This is a genomic window from Taibaiella sp. KBW10, assembly GCF_003852495.1.
Classification (GTDB): Bacteria; Bacteroidota; Bacteroidia; order Chitinophagales; family Chitinophagaceae; genus Edaphocola.
The window spans coordinates 270,426-289,740 of sequence record NZ_QAJI01000001.1 but is presented as its reverse complement, the minus strand read 5'-3'; the positions used below and the strand labels follow the sequence as shown (position 1 = coordinate 289,740).

Sequence of the window (19,315 nt, the reverse complement as noted above, 5' to 3'; positions counted from 1 at the left end):
AAATACGCTACCCAAAAGGGCAGCGTATTTTTTTATAATAAGAAGGCTAAGATTAATCTTCAGAAGAAGTCTTACGGCCTTTTGCTTTTGCTACAACTTCTTCTTCTACGTTTCTAGGCGCTTGCGCATAGTGGCTGAACTCCATTGTTGAAGAGGCACGACCAGAAGACAAAGAACGTAATTGTGTTACATAACCAAACATTTCGCTCAATGGAACTTTTGCTTTGATTACTTGTAAGTTATTACGGGTATCCATACCTTCTAACATAGCACGACGACGGTTCAAATCACCTGTTACATCACCCATGTATTGGTCTGGAGTTAATACTTCTACTTTCATGATTGGCTCCAGTACGATTGGTTTTGCCATACGGCCCGCTTCACGGTAACCTTGCTTAGCACACAATTCGAAAGACATAGAGTCAGAATCCACTTGGTGGAAAGATCCGTCAAAGATTCTTACACGCATGTGTTCTACCGGGAAACCAGCTAATACACCAGAAGTCATACAAGATTCAAAACCTTTTTGAATCGCAGGTATAAATTCTTTTGGAATAGATCCACCAAAGATATCATTGATAAATTGGAAACGACCTTTTCCTTCTGCTAAGAAAGCTTCTTCAGCAGGTCCGATTTCGAATTGAATATCGGCAAATTTACCACGACCACCAGATTGTTTTTTGAATACTTCACGGTGAGAAAGTTGCATGGTAAATGCTTCTTTATAAGCTACCTGAGGTGCACCTTGGTTTACTTCCACTTTAAACTCGCGACGCATACGGTCAACGATGATTTCCAAGTGTAATTCACCCATACCACTCAATACTGTTTGACCAGTATCTTCGTCTGTTTTTACACGAAGTGTAGGATCTTCTTCTACTAATTTAGCGATTGCCATACCCATTTTATCTACATCGGCCTGAGTTTTAGGCTCAATAGCGATAGAGATAACAGATTCAGGGATAAACATGTTTTCTAATACAATAGGGTGTTTTTCATCACACAAAGTATCACCTGTTTTGATATCCTTAAATCCTACAGCTGCCCCAATATCACCTGCTTCGATAAAATCGATTGGGTTTTGTTTATTGGCATGCATTTGCATGATACGGGAGATACGCTCATTTTTACCGGAACGTACATTTAATACGTAAGAACCTGCATCCAAATGACCGGAATATACGCGGAAGAACGCTAAACGACCTACGAATGGATCGGTCATGATCTTGAACGCCAAAGCTGCAAATGGTTCTTTCGCATCAGGCTTACGTACTAAAACGTTTTCAGCGTCATCAGGATCAGTACCCGTTACCGCGTCTACATCCAATGGAGAGGGCAGGTAGCGAATAACGCAATCCAACATTTTTTGAACACCTTTGTTTTTATAAGAAGAACCACAAAGCATTGGAATGATACTTAAATCAAGCGTAGCTTTACGAACGGCTTCATGAATTTCGTCTTCTGTAATAGAGTTAGGATCTTCAAAGAATTTTTCTAATAATTTCTCATCATAATCGGCAACTGCTTCTACTAATTCAGCACGATATTGTTGTGCTTCTTCTTGCATATCAGCAGGAATTTCGCCTTCAACATAAGTCATACCTTGAGTAGAATCATCCCATACAAGAGATTTCATGGTAATCAAATCAATAACACCTTTGAAATCATCTTCAGCGCCAATAGGTAATTGCAATGGAACAGCTTTTGCACCAAGCATATCACGAACTTGTTGAACAACCATCAGGAAGTCCGCACCAATACGATCCATTTTGTTTACAAACCCTACACGTGGTACTTTGTAACGGTTTGCTTGACGCCATACAGTTTCAGATTGAGGCTCTACACCATCAACCGCAGAAAATAAAGCTACCAGGCCATCCAGTACGCGCATAGAACGCTCTACCTCGATGGTGAAATCCACGTGACCCGGAGTATCAATAATGTTGAATTTGTATTTTTTAGATTCAGGAATCGCTTTACCTTGAATGGTAGGAAAGTTCCAGAAACAAGTCGTAGCAGCTGATGTAATCGTAATACCACGCTCTTGTTCTTGTGCCATCCAGTCCATGGTTGCACCACCTTCGTGTACTTCACCAATTTTGTGGTTTACACCAGTGTAATATAAAATACGTTCTGTAGTTGTGGTTTTACCGGCATCAATGTGTGCGGCAATACCAAAGTTGCGCTGTAAGCGTAAATCTGCCATAACAGTTTAAATTAATAATTTATTTGATATAATTTTGGCTGCAAAGGTACTATTTACTATTTATATGAGAAAATATTATTTTATTATGCGATTTGGGCTCGGGCTGCCCATTACATACGACAAAAGCGGCCGGATATTGGCCGCTTTTGTCTTGCTGAAATTGTATTGATGTTTATTTTTTTGCAATCTTAAAGCTAAGTGTTTCTCCTTGTTGATTAATGTAATGCAGTAGATAGTTTCCCGCTGGTAAATGGCCAATATTAATGGCTGTCGTGGCCCTAAGGGATTGATTGAAGACTTGCTTGCCCGTCACATCATACAAAGCCACACGGCCATCCGATACCCTTTTACCATCAATCGTTAGTATAAATTGCTGCGCTACAGGATTGGGGTACACCTGTAAGGATTGGTCTCGGGTTACCTCTTTGATCCTGCTCGGGATTTCGATGGTTGTAATCGCAGTATTCGTGGTAATGGGACTGTTGTAGTCGAAATAAATATGGGCGGTATTTTTAATCGTTGCTCCGGCAGCCAGATTGCCAGATTGTTTGATCCGGTAAGTAACATATCCATGACTCATCGGTTCGTTGCTAAAACTATCCGGTAGATGGATGGCATTGAAGCCAAAACGTACGGCTCTGTTCGGAACGCTGACTTCGACCACAGGTTTGAAGCTAAAATCCAGTACTTCCAGTGTATTAATATCCACATTAGTAGAAATAGTATCCTTAATATTGATATTTCTGGCCGGAGCATTGCCGGTATTCTGAAACCGGATGGTATATACCAGCCATTGGTTATCGGGGCTTACATTGCCTTTTGGCTGTACATTTTTGTCATTCGGGTCATGTGAATTGACAACATTATAGCAGGAATTGAAGATATTATTGCTGTAGCTGGTTTCCGGCAACGTTGTACTGACCTGTGTCTGGTAGCATACCTGTGTTCCTATACCGGCATTGGTGTTTGTACGCGCCAATACTTTAAAGGCTGTTGAGAAATCAATGGTATTAAAATCGGGAACATTCCATATGACGCTATCGTTGTTGATGAATGCCGGTGTGAGGGCAGTAGGTGCAATCCCCAGGATTTGGGCACTGCCGCTTTTGATCAATTTTACGATTCCGCCAGTATTAGGATTGCAAAGACCAAGCTGACCGATCAATGCTTTTACCGAAATGGTATCGCCCGGAAAATGAACCCCGTTTACAGCTGTTCCGTAACTTATTTTATCATTGGTGTTCCCATTACAACGTAATCCGAAATTCATATTTATGTCGATAGAATCCGCAGCAGAAATAATGGAGCTTAGCGATTGATATGCCGCACAACTGGTGCCGATCGCTAAAGCGGCAGTATCTACTCTTAAGGTATAGGTGCCATAAGCGGTTGTATTAAACATATATTGGCCCTGCGTATTGGTAAATGTATAGTTCAGTACATTGCCGGCTGCATCCAGCAATAATACTTTAGCATTGGCAATAACACCATCGCTATTGTCGAAAGTGCAGAGATTCGTGCTATCATAAAACACCGCTCCCACGATATTGAATCCTACTGGGCATTGCGTGTAGGTACCTGTGCCGCAATAGGGAAAGGTGGGTACAAATATATTGGTACTGCCGCTAAAAATGTTATAATCGGCCATGGGCTTACAATGAATGATACTGGTGTCGCAAATAATCTGTGTCGCATTAGGCTGAGTAAGGGAAAGCCTTAGCGGCAGACAGCTGACATTTGTATTATACACATCTAAATAGGACGTACCACCCGGTAGATCCGGAATGCTGCTGATATTGGTATTCCGGCAGGATAAATGGTTCATCGTGCCGGGCATATTGGGGATAACGGCTATTGTCGTGCTGTCACACCTTAAGATGCCCAGACTGTTGGGTAATGCCGGTAAGGTGCTGATAGCTGTATTTTTAATAACCAATGCCTGCAGGGAAGGGGGCAAAGGATTGGGTAAAACGGCTACATTAGTATGTTCCAGCCCTAATGTCACTAAGCTGTTGCTTAATACCGGTAGATTAACTATAGGGTTGTAATCAAGATGTAATATTTGCAGGCTGTCCGGTAAGGTGCCCACACTGCTTAGGTTATTATAAGTGGCATCTAAACCCATTAAATCCGGACTATTTAAGACCGGTATGTTGCTTAAATTGTTATGGGAAACATTCAGGAAAATAAGATTTTCAAATGCTTGTATTCCGGCTAAATTACTGATATTGGCATTGCTTAAATTCAACTCAACTGTATTCTGAATATTGATGCAATTGCTGTTAAGAGAATCCATAGCGGTATTAAAGCAACTACTATATCCCAGCGCAATAAGTTTTGTTTTGAAATTTGGATCGGGCACAGCATACATTTGTGCGTAGCTACTGTTTGCCAGGAAGCAGGAGAGTACTACCAATAAAATGTTACATAGATTCTTTTTCATAGGGATAATTTTTTGAATTAGATTGGTTTATATCTGTATGTGCTCTTAAATAAGACCTCCGTTTTTATTGCTTGGTTGGTAATCATTTATTTTTTCTATGACAAATTAAAATTGTTTTGTCGGCGCATTGCAGTATTTTTGAAGCGATAAAATAACCATACATTGAGCACCAGAGAGAATATTTCCGTTTTTGATATGTTTAAAATCGGTGTTGGCCCGAGTTCATCCCATACTTTGGGTCCTTGGCGTGCAGCACTGCAATTTTTAGATAAGATCAAGGAACGGTATCCCATTACCGAGGTGGTTGCCTTGAAGGTACTCCTATACGGTTCTTTAGCAAAAACCGGAATTGGTCATGGTACAGATGTTGCGGTTATTCTAGGCTTATGCGGTGCCGATCCGGTTACCTTTGATGTGAACCTGATTGACAGCACCATCGCCACTATCGGCCTATCGGGTAAAATGAAGATCGACCATACCGTTGAGATTCCTTTTCAGCCCAAGGAAGATGTGGTTTTCTTAATGAATGAGAGTCTTCCTTTTCATCCTAATGCACTCACCTTTTTGTGTACTTTAAAAGATGGTACACAGTTGGCAGAAACTTATTATTCCATCGGAGGGGGCTTTGTGGTCCAGGAAGGGGTGAGTAATAACTCGGCTAATGAGGTGGAGCTCCCTTTTACAATTGATAAAGCACAGGATCTCTTACACTGGTGTATTAAAACGGGTTTGAGCATTTCTGAAATCGTACAGGAAAATGAACATGCCTGGCGCTCAGAAGAAGAGACCAAAGCCGGCGTATTAAGGATATGGGAAACGATGAAGTCTTGTATTTATCGGGGTTGTCATATAGATGGAAAATTACCCGGGGGGCTTAATGTAAGCCGCAGAGCGGCAAAACTGAATGCCCGTCTGATGAAGAATGTTCCTTACCATAATTATGAAGAGTGGCTGCAGGGCATCCGGTCGCAACCGGCTACCTTTCAATACACCCTTGATTGGGTGAGTTGTTTTGCTTTGGCGGTAAATGAAGAAAATGCCTCCTTTAGTAGGGTAGTGACTGCCCCGACCAATGGCGCAGCAGGGGTGATACCCGCAGTATTGATGTACTACATCGCTTTTTGTGATGGTAATGTGGAAGATAAAATTTATCATTTCCTGTTATGTGCCAGCGAAATCGGCTCAATCTTTAAGAAAGGCGCTACGATTTCTGCGGCTATGGGTGGTTGTCAGGCCGAAATAGGCGTTTCTTCTGCTATGGCTGCCGGAGCCCTGACTGAAATGTTGGGAGGCAGTGCACGTCAGTGTATGATGGCAGCGGAGATAGCGATGGAGCATCACCTGGGGCTGACCTGCGATCCGGTGGGCGGATTAGTACAGGTACCTTGTATCGAACGCAATACAATGGGAGCTATTAAGGCCATCACCGCCTCACAACTAGCGTTACAAAGTAATCCGGATAATGCCCGTGTATCACTCGATGCAGTTGTGAAAACCATGTGGGAAACGGCTTTAGATATGAATACCAAATACAAAGAGACGGCAGATGGTGGTTTGGCAACGAATATTACCCTTGCCTTGCCGGAATGTTAGCCGCAAGTATTTTTTAGCATAAAATATCAGTATCCATTAGCAAAAAAAAGGTAATGGATATTTTTATTTTGTATTATTACGAAATGTTCGTAGTTTTACGAAAAGATTGTAATTATGGAAAAACTAACAATACAGGAAGAAGAGGCGATGCTGGCCATCTGGAAATTGAATGGGGGCTTTGTGAAAGAAATCTTACAGGCCATTCCTCATCAGGATATTCCGTATACCACTCTGGCTTCTACGGTTAAGAATCTGGAAAAAAAGGAATTTGTAAAAGGCCTGAAATACGCCAATGCCCTGCGTTACGAACCGATTGTTTCTGAAGTGGATTATAAAAAAGTCCACATGGGCAATATTGTACAGGATTATTTTCAAAACTCTTACAAAGCACTGGTCAATTTCTTTGTGGAAGAAAATAATCTTTCTGCAAAGGAGTTAAAGGAAATTATAGCACTCATTGAACAAAGTAAAAAATAAAGTTTTATGAAAGACATGTTATTTCAATTACTGATTGCGAATGTTTGCCTTATAGTGGTATACACCGTCTACAAAGGTTTACTCGCCAAAGTGACTTTTTATAAATGGAACCGATGGTTTTTATTGGGGGCTATGGTCATTGCCTTTACGGCACCCTTCATAAAGTTGGCCATCCTGCCGCCAAGCCCGGAGTTGGTTATAGAAGTTACGGAGACGGCATCTCCAATGGTCTATAGTGCGCCTCTTAGAGAAGTTTCCTTCTGGCAAACCTATGCCTATCCTATGCTTCTTAGCCTGATAGTGGTAGGTGCGTTCGTTTTTTTGCTTCGGTTTGTTATACGCCTGCTTAGCCTTTATAAAGTGCACCGGAACAGTGAAGTGCAATACTGGAAAGGGATTGCTTATCGCAGGCTTAACGAAGAGGTCGGTCCTTTTTCTTTTGCCGGTAACATTTATCTTAACCCGGATCTGTATACAGACGCACAAATAACTGCTATCATCACACATGAATATATTCATGTAAAAGGAGGGCACTCTTTTGATGTCCTGTTTGCCGAGCTGCTTAGTATTCTTTTCTGGTATAACCCTTTATTGTACAAATTAAAGGATGTGGTAAATCAAAACTTGGAATATATCGCAGATCAGGAAATGATTGAAAAAAGAATGGATAAGAAACAGTATCAGTACAGTCTTTTACATGTTTCCGCTCAAAATAAATACTTATACCTCACCAACTCTTTTAATATTCATAACCTTAAAAATCGAATCATTATGATGAATCAAAACCAAACTTCAAAAAGCCGGTTGTTCAAGTATGCATTGGCTATTCCGGTGATTATTGCTGTAGGATTCAGCTTTTCGCTGACGCAGGCACAAAGCAAAACCGAGAAATTGTCAAACGCCATGCAGTATAATCAGGTTGCAGTTACGGATGTAAATACGGGGACGGCTGCAATCGTAAACAGAAAAGATGCATCAGATAAAAAGATGTCTGCAATAAAGGGAATTGACTATGTGGATGGTCAGGCTTATACGGTAGAGGTAAGCGCAAAAGACGCATCGGGTGCGGCAAAAGGAAGGCACAATTTGGAGGATCAGATGAATGCTGCTTATGCGGTGGAGGCTGTAGCGGTAAACGATCAGGAGTCATCTGGTCAAAAGGCATCTGTAGCAATAGAAAATAAAAAGAAAAAAAATGATGCTGCTGCCGACTATGAAAAAGAAGCAGTCAATATTTATATTGATCAGCAAAATGAACAGGTTGTTGTAGCAAACGAAGATGGTCGTATTTCTGCGCGGAAAATTTCTTACACGCAAGTAAGCAAAGCCGAAGGTAAAAAGGGGATAAAGCAAAAAATAAAGATCGAATCAAGCGATGACAGCACACCTTTAATTATTGTGAATGGGGTGGAGAAGAATAAAATGAAACTGACTGAAATCAAGGCAGATGATGTGATGACCATGACGGTACTTAAAGATAAAACGGCTACTGAAAAGTATGGCGAAAAAGGTAAAAACGGCGTTATCCTGATTGAAACAAAATAGGTTTATCAATAAAGCCATTGATGAAACATCAATGGCTTTATTATTTATAGACGGTATTGCTCCGGCAATATTTTAATGATCTGGGCCTGGAAGGCTTTCTGAAATAAAATATCAATTGCCTTTTTGCCTTCTGTTCCTAAGGAAGCAGAGTATTCATTTACATATAAGTTGATGTGTTTGCGCATCACCTCTTCTGACATTTCCTGAGCATGTTCCTGTACAAAACCGGATAGGTCCGGATATTGATCCCAGCTTTTGCGGAGGCTCTCCCCAATCATTTGCTGTACCTGCTGCTTTACTGCTTCCGGCAATGATTTCTTAATAATAATTCCGCCTAAAGGAATGGCCGCTCCGGTTTCCTGTTCCCACCATTCCCCGCAATCCATGATCTTAGCCAGGCCGCGGTCGGCATAGGTAAAGCGGTTCTCATGAATGATTAAACCCGCATCGAAAGTGCCTTGCAGTACTGCTTGTTCGATCTCGCTGAATAGTACTTCTGTTTTTTGCTGCGCTTCCGGAAAAGCTAAACTCAATAATAAGTTTGCTGTTGTATGGATGCCCGGAATGGCAATTTTAGCCTGTTTTAAAAAGCTGCTGACATCGCTAATTGAATTGAACGTTTCTTTGGTCGTGATCAACAAAGGACCAACTCCCCGGCCCAGCGCACTGCCAGTATCCAATAAGGCATAGGTATCGGTCAGGTGTAAAAAGGCATTATAGCTTACCTTGGTAATGTCCAGCTTACCTTCAATGGCCCATTGATTAAGCGTCTCCACGTCTTCCATTACATATTGGAAGGACAAGCCTTGCTCCGGATGCGGTTGGTTAACCATATCGTCAAAAATAAATGTGTCGTTAGGGCAGGGGCTAAAACCAAGGCTCAGTTGCATAAAAAAGGCATAATTTTTTCGCATTCAAAGGTAATGCATTATTTACTTGCTATCTTTGTAAAGTATTCCCAAAACAAATGAGCAAAAAAATTATTATAGCGATCGATGGCTTTTCGTCCTGTGGAAAAAGTACCATGGCAAAGGCACTGGCCAAAAAATTGAACTACAATTTTATTGATACGGGAGCAATGTATCGGGCGATTACTTTGTATTTCATCCGCAATAACGTGCGCTTAGACGAAGCGGCAAGTGTGGTGAATGCGCTGGAAAATATTCATTTGCATTTTGAATTAGATCCCGCTACCGAAAAGTCGGATATCTTTTTGAACAATGAGAATGTAGCGCAATATATACGGGAAATGACGATTGCCCAAAAAGTGAGTGAGGTCGCTGCAATAAAAGCTGTACGGGTATTTGCCGTAAAGCAACAACAGCAGATGGGCAAGAAAAAAGGCATCGTGATGGATGGCCGTGATATCGGTACGGTAGTATTCCCTAATGCAGAACTGAAGATTTTTATGACTGCAGATATTGCGGTGCGCGTGAAAAGGCGCTTCTTGGAAATGGAGGCACAAAACCAGCATATTAATATTGAGGATGTGATGCATAATTTGCAAATGCGTGATTATATTGACAGTAACAGGGAAGAAAGCCCGCTCAGAAGAGCAGATGATGCCCGAATGCTTGATAACAGTGATCTTACTCCGGACAAGCAATTAGAGCTGGCCTTGAAATGGGTAGAGGAAGTGCTGGAGCATACATACAGCAGTAGTAAATAATTTTAAACAGAATATTAATAAGTAAAGGCAGCACAATTTGTGCTGCCTTTACTGTTGTTCCTTAAATCTGTGAGCCCGTTTGTATTTAACGGATCACCTCAAATTTTCGGATGACTAATCCTTTGTTTGTTTCTGCTTTTAAAATATATATACCTGCCGGTAGCTGATGAATATCGACCTGCTCCGTTATTGTTTTTTGTGCTTTCTGTTCCAGTATTTTCTGTCCTACAACTGTATATATTATAATATTGTTGATAAATGCCTGATCGTCTGTTAATTGCAGGGTCAATGTGGCTTTTGCCGGATTCGGATACAGATTTAAGCTCACCTCGTTTCTGTACACACCTGATGTACCCGTAGTAAAGCCGATATGCACCCACAGTTTCTTTACAGTATCCTTACAGGCATTGGTGGTTGTCAGAGATACCTCATAATCACCTTTCGCAGCATAGGTATGTGTTGGTGTGGCAAGCGTGCTGGTTTGCCCATCTCCAAAATTCCAGCTGTATGTGTAGCTGCTATGATGAACAGCGATGGGTTCAAAACGCACTTTGCCAATCGCCTCATTAAATAAGGGAATAAAATTGAAGCCGAGATTAATCGGATCGGGCATTACGGTAATTGCAATGCTATCTGTACCTACGCAATGATACATATTGGTTGTTGCTACAGAATAGGTATCTGCTGTTTGTACGGTAATGGTTTGGCTTGTCGCACCCGTATTCCATAAATAGGTATTACCCGGATTGGCGGCATCTAAGGTGATGCTCACTCCGGTACAAATGGTCGTATCATTACCCAGGTGTACAACAGGTAAGGCGCTTACAGCTACCTGGATCGTGTCTCTTTTAACGCAACCGGAATTGTTCGTTACCCTGACCCAGTAACTCGCTGCCGTAGTCGCTGTAATGTTTTGTGTTGTGGCGCCGGTGCTCCATAAATAGCTTGCTCCGGGATTACCTGCGCTGAGTGTGATACTGCCATCAGCACATATGGTCGTGTCGTTGCCCAAGGCAACAACGGGTAAAGCGCTTACGGCAATTTGTACGGTATCTCTTTTGGCGCAACCTGCTGCATTGGTCACCCTTACCCAATAGCTGCCTGCGGTCGTTACCGTAATGCTTTGGGTCGTTTGGCCCGTATTCCATAAATAAGCGGCTCCGGGATTGCCTGCATTTAAAGTTGTATTACTACCGGCACATAGGATCAGGTCATTGCCTAAGTTGACTATAGGTAAGGGATTGAGGGTTAGTTGAATTGTATCTCTTTTTTGACAACCTGCTGCATTGGTCACCCTTACCCAATAGCTGCCTGCTGTAGTTGCCGCAATCGTTTGTGTTGTTGCACCGGTGCTCCAAAGATAAGATGAGCCAGAGTTAGCAGCATTTAAAGTAATATTACTACCTGCGCATATTGCGGTATCATTCCCTAAGAACACGGTCGGTATAGGGCTGACTGCGACATTGATCGTATCGCTGTAAAAGCATCCGGAAGTATTGTTGGTTACCTTCACGGAATAAGTACCCGCAGTGGCGGTGGTTATTGTTTGTGTTGTCGCCCCGGTACTCCAGTTATAAGATGACCCTGTATTGCCCGCATTCAGGCTAAGGCTATTACCCAGGCACAGTGTCGTATCATTACCCAAGGCAACGGTAGGCACCGGACTTACCGTGAAAGAAAATTCCGTACACCCGGTAGCGGATCCGCCTAGGTTTTTCGGAATTATTTTCCAGTAATAGGTGCCCGCATTGAGTACTGCCGCTGTCGTGTACGTATTGGTACTTACTGTAGCAACCAGTATAGGGGTCGGAGATACTCCATTAGACAAGTAGACATCATAATTTGCTGCTGTTGCCACTGCGGGCCAGCTAAGCGTCGTTCCGGTAGTTGTTTTACATAAGCTTGTATTATGTGCCGGAGCAGTAGGTGCAGTTACACAAGGTGGAGGTGGGGAAGGAATAAACAGATTAACAGTATAGTCTTCAAACTCTGTGTAGTCATTCGATAGGCATGGGGATGTGGTAGCGATATTGTGGCTGCCGGGATACCCTAAAGTCCCATAAGTTTCCCTTACCCGCATCCTGGTTGTGCCGGGTAAGGCTGTGGCCGGAACAGTAATATCTCCGGTTGTGATTGTATTGAAGGTGCCACTTCCCGTTATTAGCGGTAAGATTGTACATTCTCCTGCTTCAAAATTACCATTTTTATTGAAATCTATCCACACAGCTGCACCACCAGCAGCATTGGCCTTGATCCCCACACTAATTGGGGTAGTAGCACCGATTGGTATGTTGGGTGCCGCAACAGTAGTTGTGTAGTCCGAATAGCCTCCGGTACCTGCACAAGCATCAGAAGTATTGTTTAAAGTGCCAAAAGTGACGTTAGTAACGCCTTCGCCGCTGCATTGATTGTTAGTAGGGGTACAATAACCGGTAAAGAAGTTACTCATTGCAGACCAAATACTGATATCAGTGGTACTACATTTTGAACGCACCCAAAAATAGTAGGTAGTATTGGCTGTTAAGCTGGATATTGATGCTGTGGTGATCCCTGCTGCAGTACTGCCTGAAGGAATCGTTGCGCTACCAGGAGCCGTATTGCTGGTACTATAATAATAATCATAACCGTTGCTCGCCGGGAGTGTAGCGGCAGACCAGTTGAGGGTTGCGGTATTGAACGTGGCCGTGGCATTTAATCCGGTGGGTGGCAGGCAGCTTGGGTTGACTTTAAGCGCATAATCATCTAAAGTCAGGTACCAGGGATTACCGTCAGCGGTACATTTGATTGCCATGTAATAATTGTCGCTTGTGGCCGGTGTAAAGGTGCCTGATAGGGTCTGGAATTGGGCATTGGTAATATTGGCCGGGACCGACGTAAGTGTATTGGTTTGTGTGGCTGCATTCGCGGCGGTACCATAAGTCAATGCTAATGGTCCGAAGCCGGTATCTCCATCTGCTTTGTATAATACTGAAGCGGTGTAGGAGGTGCCGGCAGTGAGGGTAAATGGCCCTACAAAGAAATAACGTGTGCCGGCAATGTAACTAAATGCGATATATTTTGTGTCTCCATTCCCCGACCTGTTAAAAATCTGATTGGCGATATACGTGGGTTGTGCGAAAGCTGTGCCCGATCTGGTCCATGCTCCTCCTGTAACCGTTGGAAAGCCGTTGGCTGTAGCGATAGAGGCAAATGTTTCTGTATAGGGTAGAGCTATTTGTGCCCGTGTAGCGGTATAAGCCATCGCCGCAAAGGCAAGGGCAAGCAGTAACTTTTTTTTCATGTATTGGTGTGTTTATTATTAGTTATTTTTTTAGATTTTAGGTATGCTTCGGTTTGTATGGTATTAGCTCTATTGCTATTTTGTTACCGAATATAATAAATTAAATAATTATTTGTTTATATTAAATAAAATAATTATTTACTTAATACTTATATATTTATAATGCAATATGTTGTGGTATTTTGTTTATCTGTATCTAGGATGTCAAGGGATAACAAACTTCATTTAGATCATAATCGGCCTATCATTTAAAGTACAGGTCTAAAAAAGGCCGGCCCTCAATTAAGAAGGCCGGCCTTTTCAGACGCTGTATGATCGCGGTTATTTAATGATCTCAAATTTACGCATCACCATTCCTTTATCGGTCTCTGCTTTTAAAATATACATACCGGCAGGGAGCTGCTGAGTACTGATTTTTTCTGCAGTGGTTTTGTTTGTTTTTTGATCGAGTACTTTTTGTCCGATTACATTGTACACTATAATATTTCTAAAGAAAATATGATCGCCTATCAGCTCAAGGTTCAACTGATCCTGAGCAGGATTTGGATATAATTTCATATTGATATTGTTTTTACTTACGGTAACAGTTCCTAAAGTAAAGTCAACACGAATAGGCAAGGTTACCGTGGTATCGGTACAACCATTAGAGATAAACATCGATACTAAGTAATCACCTGCTGTTGTATACACATGGGTTGGGGTCATCTGGTTGCTGGTACCGCCATCTCCAAAGTTCCATGTGTATGTATACGTACTATTGGCATCGATGGGTTCAAAACGAACTTTGCCTTGTGCTTCGTTAAATAAAGGCACAAAGTTAAATCCATCATTTATCGGATCTGGTATTGTGGTTATAACGATAGCATCATTTCCGGTACAATTGCTGGTATTGGTTACACTAACCGAATAAGTACCTGCCTGGTTTACACTGATGGTTTGTGTACTGGCACCGGTACTCCATACATAAGCACTACCCGGGTTTTGTGCATTTAAAGTTAGAGGTTGTACACGGCAGATCATGGTATCGTTACCCAGGTTCACCACAGGAACCGGTAAGTGTGCGATATTGATTGTATCAGAAGTTGCACAGTTAAAGGTATTGGTTACTTTAACACGGTATTGCCCTGCATTCACTGCTGCTAAAGTACTGTTGGTACTGTTATCATTCCACAGATAAGCTGCGCCGGGATTACCCGCATTTAAAGTAAGGGTTACATTAGCACATACAGCGGTATCGTTACCCAGATTAACCACAGGTTTAGGATTAACCGTAACATTGGCCGCTACAGAAGTATCGCTACAACCACCTACGGGATTGGTGACCACAATCTTATACGCACCTGTTTGGTTGGCACTATAGGTATTCGTCGTTTGTCCCGGGATAATTGCATTGTTTTTCAACCAGGAATAGTTTCCGGTACCGGCACCTGTTAAGGTTTGTGCTGCACCCTGACACAAGTTGATCGTGCCATTTGGTGTTAAAGTTGCTGTCGGTTTCGGATTTATAGTTGCGGTAACTTGTTGTCTTGCACCTTCACATAAAGTGTTATAGAAGAAGACTGTATTCAAGCGTTTATTACTAGTTGTTGCTGTAGTACTACTATTATAAGAAAAGCCCAGCATGTTATTGGTCGTTGTCGTATAATAGGTTTGTGCATTATAAAGGGCATCAATGCCATCATGTGTCACCTCAACCACAACATTGGAGGTTCCATCCCATGGATATGGCGTGCTGAAAGTGATTGTATTATTACCCACTACATGCGTATAAGTCGCCGGTCCGTATGCGGTGTTCAAACCAGTGGTGATGTAGTTGGTGAAGGTGCCTTGGGTAGTCGCCCCCATTTTTACGGTAAAGTTATTATTGGATGCCGCATCGCCGATGGTGGTAGTTACAAATGAAATGCCCGTGATATTACCGGCACCCATCCCTAAAGCATTCAATTCTGCAGCCGTAAAGATCATTTGCATTTTATAATTCTGTCTGCGGTTACAAAATGCCGTTAATTCCTCTGTTGTGGTCGTGAGGCTGTTGCCGGTACCGACTATCGCACTGCCTGCTCCTGTTCCTATGGTACGTGCCGCTACCCAGTAGTTGGTTGTAGCGCTGATGCTTGGTGTGGTGTAACTATTACCTGTAGCTACCGATGTGCCTCCGGTTGCCGCGGTATACCATACCGGCGTGGCTCCTGCATTAGCGGTTGCATTTAAGGTTACCGTTCCCGGTCCGCATCTTTGTGCCGGAGTGGTTGTTAAAAGCAGTGGGTTGTTGATCACAACCGTATCTGATACAGAATTAAAACATACCGCGCCATCGCTGTTTTTGATAGTCGCTCTATAATATTGTGTTGCAGTAAGGGTAGGCGTCGTATACGTCGCATTGGTTCCTGCAGTTGTAATGTCGGTAAAGGCAACATTATTCGCAGAATTTTGCCATTGATAAGCTAATCCCGTTTGTGTAATGGCCGGTGTCAGACTCAAGGTTGTGGCACCGGATTGACAATAGGTACCCAATGCTGCAATAGCTGTTGCAGTAGCCGGTAAAGTCTGGATTTTTACAGTATCTACGTTGGTACATTGGCTTGTTGTATTCAAAGCATTGGCCGTGTACATTACGGTACCCACAGTGGTATTTTTATAATATACAGTACTGGCATTTGCATTCGCTACATAAGCAGTTGTTGCGGCAGCATTGGTATATAAATTCGTAATCGGAGACCAGGTCACCGTATTAAAGTTGGCCGCAGGTGAATTTACGGTAAGGGTAGTAACTGCATTATTACAAACCGTTTTATCATTGGTTACATCAAATGCCGGTGGTGGCGTAACCGTTGCGGTCACTTGTTGTCTAGGGCTTTCACAAACGTTTGCAAATACGAATGTTGTGTTTGGGCGTTTTATTGAAGTAGTTGCTGTTGTGGCAGTTCCGTAAGAATAGCCGGTCATATTGCTGCTCGTTGTTGTACAATACGTTTGCGCATTGTAAAGTGCATCCACACCATTATGCGTTATGTCTACAACAACATTCGATGCACCATCCCATATATATGGTGCTGTAAAGGTAATGAGATTGTTACCAACAGCATGGGTATAGGTTGACGGCCCGTACACAGTGTTCAGACCAGTTGCGATATAGGTGGAAAAGGTACTTTGTGTTGTAGATCCGATATTAACGGTATAAGCTGCATTGGTAGCTCCATCTCCTATAGAAGTGATGTCAAAACCAATACCGGTAATGTTACCCCCGAAAAAGCCCATTGCATTCAACTCGGCCTGGGTAAAGATCATTTGCATTTTATAGCTTGGTCTGCGATTACAGAATGCCGTCAATTCTTCCGTTGTCGTAGTCAGATCGGTACCTGTACCTACTTTATTGGTTACACTACCACCCGTACCTGCTGCTTTTGCCGCAACCCAGTAATTGGTTGTGCTGGCGATAGATGGTGTGATAAAGGGACTTCCTGTAGCAAGCGGTGCACCACCGGTAGCTGCATTGTACCATACCAGAGTACTATTGGTATTCGTTGTTGCAGCCAAAGTCACGGGGCCGAAACCACAACGGCTGGCCGGCGTGGTGGTCAATACTTGTGGATTGCTCACTAAAACGGTATCTGATACGGAATTGAAGCATACAATACCATCACTGTTTTTAATTACAGCACGGTAATATTGTGTTGCAGTCAGGGTTGGCGTTGTATAGGTTGCTCCTGTTCCATTAGTAGTAATATCTGTAAAGGCAGTATTGTTAGTAGAATTTTGCCATTGGTATTGCAAACCTGTTTGTGTGATCGCCGGGGACAAAGTGATTAAACTTGTACCGGTAATACATAAGGTACCGGTACCTGCAATAGCAGTAGTTGCCGCAGGAAGGGTTTGCATTTTTACGGTATCTACGGCACCACATAGCGTGGTGGTATTGTTTGCGCTGGCCACATAAGTAGTTAATCCTGCCGTTGTATTTTTGTAATAAACAGTGCTGGCATTTGCATTGGCCACATAAGCAACCGTAGCGGCCGCATCGGTATACAGATTCGTGATTGGGCTCCAGGTTACACTATTGTAGTTGGTAGCGGGAGAGTTAACGGTTAGCGTGGTAATCGCGGTATTACAAACTGTTTTGTCATTGGTTACATCAAATGCAGGAGCCGTGTTAATGGTTGCTGTAACTGGTTTTCTGGCGCTTCTGCATACAAAAGGTGTTCCGTTCAAGATTACTTTTGGTCTGTTCTGAGTTCTATCGAAGGTAGATGTTCCGGAACCTGTTGCACCGGTAAAACTGAGCATATTTACCGCAGTTTCGTTGTCTTTCCTGTAAGATTGGGACATATAGCCGGTATTCGCATCATACTTAATTGTAGAAGTAGAATTACTGCTATTATTATTACTCCAGCTCAAGGACACAATAATGTTGGAGACGCCATCCCAGTTATATGGAGAAGAGAATACAAAAGTATTGATACCAACTATTGGTGTAAAACTAGTTGCGGTATATACTGTATTACTTGTCGCTTGAATGGTTATCGGCGTGATGAATGCTGTGGCCGTTGTTGTGCCAATTTGCATCGTAAATCCACTCAGAGCAGAACCTACAGTAGTAAATTCCAGACCCAGAGAAGTAATGTTCCCTGCGGTAAGACCTAGCGTCTGCAGTTCTGATGCAGTGAAAATATATTGGCTTTTCATACCACCGTAGGTGCCATTCGTTGGATTGTAGGCCACATCGGTACCGGTACTGGCACCGGCACCAATCGTTAATAGGGTGCCTTGTATCGTCTGAGCAGCCTCTGCATAATAATTAGTGGTTGTGTTTATAGATGGGGTTGTAAAAGGGCTACCTGTGCCAAGGCTGGTGCCTCCCGTTGGTACATTATACCAGTTGATCGTAGTGCCTGTATTCGCAGTAGCTGTTAGACTTACTGTTCCCGCACCGCAACGTTGTGCACCAGTACTCGTTAATATATTATTTATATAAGTTAGCTGTACCGGGGTAGAATAAACCGTATCCGGACCGCCCGAGCAAACTACACGGCAACGGTAATAATTATCTGTAGCGCCTGTACTCAATGTATTTGCGGTAGCACTGGCAATATTAGTAAAGGTGATGCCATCGGCAGATGATTGCCAGGCATAAGAAACACCCGGACCTGCGGTTTGGTTAGTTAAAGAAAAGGTAACGAGCGCACCGGTACATAAATTGGTATTTGGGCTGGCAAGCGTTGCACCCGGAGCGGGTGTCGCACATAAGGTCGTAAAAGTTGTAGCAGAGGTCCAGGCACTTTTATCTGTCGTGCTACAAATAGAACGCACCCATACATAATGTAAGGTTGCTGAAGGTAAGCCTGTTAAAACTTTAAAGGTGTCCGTTGTGCTGCCCGTAGCGGTGGAAGTTGCGGTGGGTGCAGTGCTGGAGGTGCTTAAGTAATACTCATATCCATTAGCGGGTACGGGGCTTGCCTTCTTCCAGGAAACGGTTGCTCCGGAACGGGTTACAGCCGCATTACTGATAGTGGCAGGTGGAAAACAAGTTGGTGTTACGGTAAGGCTATAATCGTCCAGGGTAAGGTACCAGGGATTGCCGTCGGCAGTACACTTGATCGCCATGAAATAGCTGCCACTTGTAGCGGGTGTAAAGGCACCGGATAAGGGCGCAAATGCTGCATTAGTGATGTTCGCCGGGACAGACACAATTGTATTGGTTTGTGTGGCTGCTGTAGCAGCGGTACCATAAGTCAATGCTAATGGTCCGAAGCCGGTAAGCCCGTCTGCTTTGTATAATACTGAAGCAGTATAGGATGTGCCGGCAGTAAGGGTAAATGGCCCTACAAAGAAATAACGTGTACTGGCGTCATAACGGAAGGCGATAAATTTCGCATCTCCATTGCCGGATCTGTTATAATCAACTTGATTGGCGATATACGTGGGTTGTGCGGCAGCTGTGCCCGATCTGGTCCATGCTCCTCCTGTAACCGTTGGAAAACCATTGGCTGCTGTGATGGAGGAAAAGGCCTCTGTATATGGAATCGCAATTTGCGCCTGTAGGGCGTTAAAGGCTATCCATATAAGGGTAATGGTAAGGAGTAAAATTTTTTTCATGCATTCGTT

At 43.0% G+C, this 19,315-nt stretch carries 8 protein-coding genes and 2 pseudogenes; 4 read left to right on the top strand and 6 right to left on the bottom strand.

All coding sequences use genetic code 11. The annotated features are described in order from the left end of the window. Positions 1-52 precede the first annotated feature (52 nt). Both fusA and DBR32_RS01205 read right to left on the bottom strand, forming a co-directional pair. Entirely contained in the window at positions 53-2,206 is a 2,154-nt protein-coding gene (gene fusA / locus DBR32_RS01210; RefSeq protein WP_124634462.1) for an elongation factor G, read from the bottom strand. A 172-nt stretch (positions 2,207-2,378) separates the two neighbouring features. After that, the gene (locus tag DBR32_RS01205; RefSeq protein ID WP_124634461.1) at positions 2,379-4,649 is read right to left on the bottom strand and encodes a T9SS type A sorting domain-containing protein; all 2,271 of its coding nucleotides are present in this window, start codon (positions 4,647-4,649) and stop codon (positions 2,379-2,381) included. Positions 4,650-4,844: 195 nt separating this feature from the next. Here DBR32_RS01205 and DBR32_RS01200 point away from each other — a divergent pair, with 195 nt between their 5' ends. The 3 genes from DBR32_RS01200 (at position 4,845) to DBR32_RS01190 (ending at position 8,264) form a co-directional block, all read left to right on the top strand. Continuing rightward, a complete protein-coding gene (locus DBR32_RS01200) occupies positions 4,845-6,242 on the top strand; it encodes an L-serine ammonia-lyase (protein ID WP_124634872.1) in 1,398 nt (465 codons plus the stop codon). A 114-nt stretch (positions 6,243-6,356) separates the two neighbouring features. Then, positions 6,357-6,719 (top strand): BlaI/MecI/CopY family transcriptional regulator, encoded by a 363-nt coding sequence (locus tag DBR32_RS01195; protein ID WP_124634460.1) that lies wholly within the window; start codon positions 6,357-6,359, stop codon positions 6,717-6,719. 6 nt (positions 6,720-6,725) lie between these two features. Then, complete coding sequence (locus DBR32_RS01190) at positions 6,726-8,264, top strand: M56 family metallopeptidase (protein ID WP_124634459.1); 1,539 nt, start codon at positions 6,726-6,728, stop codon at positions 8,262-8,264. A gap of 44 nt (positions 8,265-8,308) precedes the next feature. On the opposite strand, the gene DBR32_RS01185 is transcribed toward DBR32_RS01190, so the two are convergent. Beyond that, positions 8,309-9,178, bottom strand: coding sequence for a 1,4-dihydroxy-6-naphthoate synthase (locus tag DBR32_RS01185; protein ID WP_233559627.1), 870 nt, complete (start codon positions 9,176-9,178; stop codon positions 8,309-8,311). A gap of 53 nt (positions 9,179-9,231) precedes the next feature. On the opposite strand from DBR32_RS01185, the gene cmk reads away from it, so the two are divergent. Next, positions 9,232-9,933 (top strand): (d)CMP kinase, encoded by a 702-nt coding sequence (cmk, locus tag DBR32_RS01180; RefSeq protein WP_124634458.1) that lies wholly within the window; start codon positions 9,232-9,234, stop codon positions 9,931-9,933. Between the two features lie 85 nt (positions 9,934-10,018). Here the strand turns inward: cmk and DBR32_RS01175 are convergent, their stop codons facing one another. The 3 genes and pseudogenes from DBR32_RS01175 to DBR32_RS15825 form a co-directional block, all read right to left on the bottom strand. Then, positions 10,019-13,213: a GEVED domain-containing protein gene (locus tag DBR32_RS01175; protein WP_124634457.1), complete on the bottom strand. Its 3,195-nt coding sequence runs from the start codon at positions 13,211-13,213 to the stop codon at positions 10,019-10,021. A 321-nt stretch (positions 13,214-13,534) separates the two neighbouring features. Next, positions 13,535-15,400, bottom strand: a pseudogene (locus tag DBR32_RS15830) (T9SS type A sorting domain-containing protein); the annotation flags it as partial. 1,218 nt (positions 15,401-16,618) lie between these two features. Then, positions 16,619-18,814: pseudogene (locus DBR32_RS15825) on the bottom strand (hypothetical protein); the annotation flags it as partial. Between the last annotated feature and the right edge of the window lie 501 nt (positions 18,815-19,315).

Bases quoted from the DNA above. Each gene is read 5' to 3' on its own strand.
- fusA (WP_124634462.1), bottom strand. From the start codon at position 2,206: ATGGCAGATTTACGCTTACAGCGCAACTTTGGTATTGCCGCACACATT.
- DBR32_RS01205 (WP_124634461.1), bottom strand. From the start codon at position 4,649: ATGAAAAAGAATCTATGTAACATTTTATTGGTAGTACTCTCCTGCTTC.
- DBR32_RS01200 (WP_124634872.1), top strand. From the start codon at position 4,845: ATGTTTAAAATCGGTGTTGGCCCGAGTTCATCCCATACTTTGGGTCCT.
- DBR32_RS01195 (WP_124634460.1), top strand. From the start codon at position 6,357: ATGGAAAAACTAACAATACAGGAAGAAGAGGCGATGCTGGCCATCTGG.
- DBR32_RS01190 (WP_124634459.1), top strand. From the start codon at position 6,726: ATGAAAGACATGTTATTTCAATTACTGATTGCGAATGTTTGCCTTATA.
- DBR32_RS01185 (WP_233559627.1), bottom strand. From the start codon at position 9,178: ATGCGAAAAAATTATGCCTTTTTTATGCAACTGAGCCTTGGTTTTAGC.
- cmk (WP_124634458.1), top strand. From the start codon at position 9,232: ATGAGCAAAAAAATTATTATAGCGATCGATGGCTTTTCGTCCTGTGGA.
- DBR32_RS01175 (WP_124634457.1), bottom strand. From the start codon at position 13,213: ATGAAAAAAAAGTTACTGCTTGCCCTTGCCTTTGCGGCGATGGCTTAT.